The organism is Mucilaginibacter sp. (genome assembly GCF_036383575.1).
GTDB lineage: Bacteria > Bacteroidota > Bacteroidia > Sphingobacteriales > Sphingobacteriaceae > Mucilaginibacter.
The window spans coordinates 1-5,838 of the sequence record NZ_DASVOB010000099.1; the positions used below are offsets into that span (position 1 = coordinate 1).

The 5,838-nt window shown below is 42.9% G+C and carries 2 protein-coding genes and 1 pseudogene; all 3 read left to right on the forward strand.

Going from position 1 to position 5,838, the window contains the following annotated elements:
* Positions 1-529 precede the first annotated feature (529 nt).
* Positions 530-2,947 (forward strand): ABC transporter permease, encoded by a 2,418-nt coding sequence (locus VF500_RS03675; RefSeq protein WP_330858372.1) that lies wholly within the window; start codon positions 530-532, stop codon positions 2,945-2,947.
* A gap of 119 nt (positions 2,948-3,066) precedes the next feature.
* Entirely contained in the window at positions 3,067-5,427 is a 2,361-nt protein-coding gene (locus tag VF500_RS03680) for an ABC transporter permease (protein ID WP_330858373.1), read from the forward strand.
* A 145-nt stretch (positions 5,428-5,572) separates the two neighbouring features.
* Positions 5,573-5,838: pseudogene (locus tag VF500_RS03685) on the forward strand (ABC transporter permease); the annotation flags it as partial.

The following is a 5,838-nucleotide window of genomic DNA, read 5'->3' on the forward strand; positions in this document are numbered from 1 at the left end:
CCTGGCTCATGATGAGCAAATACCTGCAAAACTTCGCTTATCGCATAGATATTCAGTGGTGGGTGTTTGTTTTGGCTGCTTTCGTCGCGCTATTGATCGCGTTCGTTACTGTAAGTTTCCAATCCATTAAAGCGGCCATGGCAAATCCCGTGGAGAGTTTGCGTTCAGGTGATTAGTGATTGGAGGTTAGATTTATAATGATATGTGAAGGTCGGCTTATTCAAGCCGACCTTTTTTTCTTAAAAGCTGAAAAGGCACAAGTAAGCCCCGCTAAGGCAATCGCACAATACTTGCACCAGTAAACGGGGCAAAAGGAATACTTCCAAATCCGAAATCGAACCTCCCAAATCCGAAATTTCCTAATCTCTAACCTCCAACCATTAATCTCCAAAGCCATTGTATCAATATCGTACACAAGGTGTTACACTTGCGTACAGTTGATGATTTTGATTTGATTTAAGTTGTTGATAGACAGTTTGTTTTGATTTTGGTATAGGTTTTACACTGGTACTGAAAAATATTGTACAAGATGCTTAAAAATTACTTCAAAATAGCCTGGCGTAATATCGTTCGTCATAAAGGCTATTCTGCTATAAATGTCGCTGGCTTAACTGTTGGTTTGGCAGCCTGTTTGCTCATTTTCGTGATCATTCAGTTTGAACTTAGTTTTGACACCTTCAATCCTAATTATAAAAATATATACCGTATTGTAACTCATGAAAAGCATGAAACGGAAACTTCTTTAAATCCGGGTATTGCCGTACCGGCAACCGATGCTTTACGTTTGGACATTCCACAGGCAAAGGTAGCCGCCCTGAACAGCAGTTACGGCAGCCTGATCACAGTTCCTGAAACAGCGGGTAGTAACAGCGGCGATAAAAAGTTTACCGAAAATATAGGTGTATTATTTATCCAACCTCAATTCTTTGACATTTTTAGCTATAAATGGCTGGCCGGTAGCCCGTCGGTATTAGCTAACCCCGATATGGTGGTTATAGATAAAAGTTCGGCCGTTAAGTATTTTGGCGACTGGACGAATGCTGTAGGGAAAATACTTAAAATGGATAATGTTTTGACCCTAAAAGTTGCGGGTATTGTTGAAGATGCTCCGGTAAACAGCGATTTTCCGTTCAAGGTAATGGTGTCATTTGATACCTGGAAACAGCACCCTAAAGACTATAACTACAGTGCCGAATGGGGATCGACCAGCAGCAGTCATGAAGTATTTATGTTGTTTCCGCCCAGTGTTTCAAAAGCAAATGTTGAAGCTCAGTTAAAAGCATTTTCAGCTAAACATTTTAAGAAAGGAACTGCCGAAACAACCTTGCTCCCTCAGCCCCTGGCCGAGATGCACTTTGATAAAAGTATAGGTAATCCGCTTGGCGATCATAGTACAAGTATGGCAACCCTCCGTACACTATCTTTTATCGGTTTGCTAATCATTGTTATGGCATCCATTAATTTCATTAACCTGTCAACTGCGCAATCCGTGGGCAGGTCAAAAGAAGTTGGTATCCGTAAAGTATTGGGCAGTACCCGTCCGCAGTTGATCTTCCAGGTAATTGGCGAAACTACCATCATTGTTATTGCCTCGGCCTTAATTGCTTTGGCAGTTGCCAGGCTGGCCATGCCCCAGTTGAAAAATATAGCTAACGTGCCTGATAGTATCAGCTTATTTACAACTGGCAGTTTATTGTTTTTGGTGGCAAGTACAATTGCAATAGTATTGTTATCGGGAATCTATCCCGCATTGGTGGTATCTGGCTTTAAACCGGTGCTTGCGCTTAAAAATAAAATAACTGCGGCTTCTATTGGTGGTATCCCGCTCCGTCGTGGATTGGTGATTGCTCAATTTGCCATATCACAGTTGCTTATTATCGGTACCATAGTGGCCGTAAATCAAATGGATTTTGTAAACAAGGCCGATCTTGGATTTAATAAAAGTGCGTTGCTCATCATCCCTGGCTATACGGATAGTCTGAGCCTTGGCAAGATAGAATCATTTAAATACCAGGTGATGCAAAATCCTAATGTGAAAGCGGTTAGTTTTTCTTCGGATGTACCATCGTCAGAAAACAACTGGGGAACCAATTTTAACTATAATCACTCAACCAAAGATCCCGGATTTAATACTTTTCTGAAATTTGGTGATGCCGATTATTTTAAAACATATGGGTTAACTTTTGCGGCAGGCAAAGGCTATGATGCAAGTGATACAGCAAGGCAAGTTGTAGTAAACGAAACTTTCATTCACAAACTCGGGATTCAAAAAGCTGATGATGCTATAGGCAAAACTATCCGCCTTGGCGGCCGTAGCTGGCTTCCGATAGTTGGTGTGGTTAAAGACTTTAAAACTAACTCCCTTCGCGAAGCTATAAAACCGATAGTAATATCACCTGCCAAGAAATTTGAAAGCCAGATAGGTATTAAGATCCAGACTTCCGATCTGAGCAAAACCGTATCTCAACTGCAAAAAATGTGGGAGAATGCTTATCCCGAATATGCCTACAATGGCTATTTTCTTGATGATAACATAGCCAAATTTTATGAGCAGGAAAACAAAATGGCATTGGTATACAAGTTATTTGCCGGGATAGCCATATTTATATCCTGCCTTGGTTTATATGGGTTGGTATCGTTTATGGCGGTTCAGCGCACTAAAGAAGTAGGGATCCGCAAAGTACTGGGCGCATCGGTAAGCAGTATTGTGTTCCTGTTTTCAAAGGAGTTTATGGTGCTCATCGGTATCTCGTTCCTGATAGCGATGCCTGCCGCTTGGTACATTATGAATGGCTGGCTCCAAAACTTTGTATACCGCATTTCAATGAGCGCCTGGATCTTTTTATTGGCGATAGTATCATCATTGATAATAGCATGGGTAACCGTAGGCTATAAAGCTGTTAAAGCAGCGCTTGCCAACCCGGTTAAGAGCTTGCGATCGGAATAGTCATTTGGTCATTTGCGCTACGTCATTGAGTCATTGACAAAAACGCAAAGCAAAGAATGGCTTAATGACCCAATGACGTAGCGCAAATGACACAACGTAAATGACCTAATGACCAAACCATGATAGGAAATTACATTAAAACCATTGTACGCGGCCTGATGAAAAACCGGGTCTACAGCTTTTTGAACATCGCCGGTCTGGCTATCGGCGTGGCCTGTGCATCCATGATATTTTTGTGGGTGCAGGACGAGCTTACGTTTAACCATAATTTTGTAAAGCGGGATAACCTGTACACGGTTCGTGAAAATCAAACCTATGATGGCAAGACCTCCACATTCCGCGCCACTCCGGGGCCTATGGCAGCATCGCTAAAGGCAGATATCCCCGGTATCAAAAATGCCGCCCGCATGGCCGGCTCTGATAATATTGTATTTGCGCTTGGAGACAAGGTGATCAACGAAGATGGCTCCTATACCGACCCGGAGATCTTCCCGATGCTGAAACTCACTTTTGTACAGGGGGATGAGGCAAATGTTTTTCATGAGCTGCGTTCGGTAGTAATCAGCACCACCATGGCCAAAAAGTTTTTTGGTGATGCCAACCCTGTGGGGAAGACGCTGAAAATGAATAATGAGCAGGATTTTACGGTGACCGGCGTGTTTACCGATCTCCCTAAAAACTCAACTTTTCAAATGCAATGGTTGGCCCCGTTAAAAAACATTGATCATATGCAGCCCTGGATGCAGGATTGGGGTGCCAACTGGGCCCGCACTTACGTAGAGCTGGAGCCATCGGCAGATGTTAACGCCATTAACAAGAAACTGGCTAATTACATCGGCACCAAGAAAAACGGTAATAAAACGGTATCATTCCTTTTCGGAATGAACGACTGGAACCTGCGCGATAAATTTACCGATGGTAAAATGGGTGGCGGAAGGATCGAATATATTCGTTTGTTTTCCGCCATCGCTTTTATTATTCTCATTATAGCATGTATCAATTTCATGAACCTTTCAACAGCCCGCTCCGAGAAACGGGCTAAGGAAGTTGGGGTTCGTAAGGTAATGGGCGCAGGTAGGGGCAAACTCATCGCCCAGTTTATAGGTGAGGCTTTGATCATGGCATTTATTGCGGTAATTGTGGCCGTGCTAATAGTTTATGCAGCTCTGCCATCATTCAATAACATGGTTCAAAAGGATTTGAATATTGACCTGTTGCAGCCATTACATTTGTTTTATTTACTGTCGATAGGGTTGGTTACGGGTTTATTAGCTGGTAGCTACCCGGCATTCTATCTGTCGTCGTTTAACCCGATAGCAGTATTAAAAAACATTAAACCCCCATCGGCCGTTGGTGCCGGTTTTATCAGGCAAAGTTTGGTGGTGATCCAGTTCTCGGTGTCTATAATACTCATTATCGGTACCGTAATTATATATCAGCAAATTCAGCACGTAAAAAACAGGGAACTGGGTTATGAAAAAGATAATCTTGTTTATATCGATACCAAAGGCAAAATAACTGACCATTTTGCTGCGGTAAATAATGAGCTGAAGCAAACCGGTGTTGTGGCCGATGCCGCGTTGAGCGAATATCCGGTTTTACAGATCTGGAGCAATACCGACAATTTTTCGTGGGATGGCAAGGACGCATCAAAAAATCCGCTTATTACTATTGAAAATGTAAGTCCGCAATTTGTATCAACCATGAACATGAAGCTACTTGCGGGCCGGGACTTTTATGCCAATGCGAAGCTTGATAGCAACAACGCGATCATTAATGAAGCTTTCGCCAAACAGATGGGTAAGGCAGGTCATATTGGGGGTATTATCAGGGATGGCGGTAGTAAGCCTTACCAAATTGCGGGGATTATTAAGGATTTCCTTTACAACGACATGTATGTTTCGGGCGCGCCGCTGATGTTGTTCAGCCATCCGCAAAACAATAATATTTTAACTGTCCGCTTTAAACCAGGTGTTAATTTGACCGAAGCGCTGGCTAAAACCGGCGAGGTTTATAAACGTGCTAACCCTGGCTATCCTTTCGAGTACAAATTTGTCGATTCGGATTTTGATGAGTTATTTAAAACAGAAGCTCTCACCGGCAAGCTGGCTGGTGTGTTTGCATCCCTGGCTATCGTAATATCCTGCCTTGGTTTATTTGGCTTAGCTGCTTATACTGCTGAAAGAAGGATCAAGGAAATCGGGATCCGCAAGGTGCTTGGAGCATCGGTAGTTGGTTTAACCGGCTTGCTATCCCGCGACTTTTTAAAACTGGTGATAATTTCCTGCTTGATAGCCTTTCCGGTTGCCTGGTATGCTACTAATAACTGGCTTCAAAATTATCAATATAGGGTAACCGTACAATGGTGGGTGTTTGCTACCGCTGGAATAGCCGCGATTTTTATAGCGCTGGCAACGGTTAGTTTCCAGGCTGTTAAAGCAGCGCTGAGCAACCCGGTTAAAAGTCTCCGTTCGGAATAAGTTAGTCATTGAGTCATTTGCCGTGCGTCATTAGGTCATTGTTGCAGGGGTGCAAAACAAAATTGACTTAATGATGAATGACCAGATAAAATGATTTAATGACGCGTAGCGAGTGACACGAAGTAAATGACTTAATGTATAAGAGATGCTTAGAAATTATATAACAATCGCCTGGCGCAATATCCTTAATAATAAGGTTTACAGCGCTATTAATATACTGGGGCTTGCCGCGGGGATGGCGGTTGCGCTTATGATTGGTCTCTGGGTAGTCAACGAGTATTCATACGACAGGTTTTTGCCCAATTATGAGCAACTGTACCAGGTTGAGCAGCATTTTACTACCCAGCATGATGGCGAGCATACGCAAACTGCGGTTTCATTACCATTAGCCGAAGTATTACGTAAAGAAAT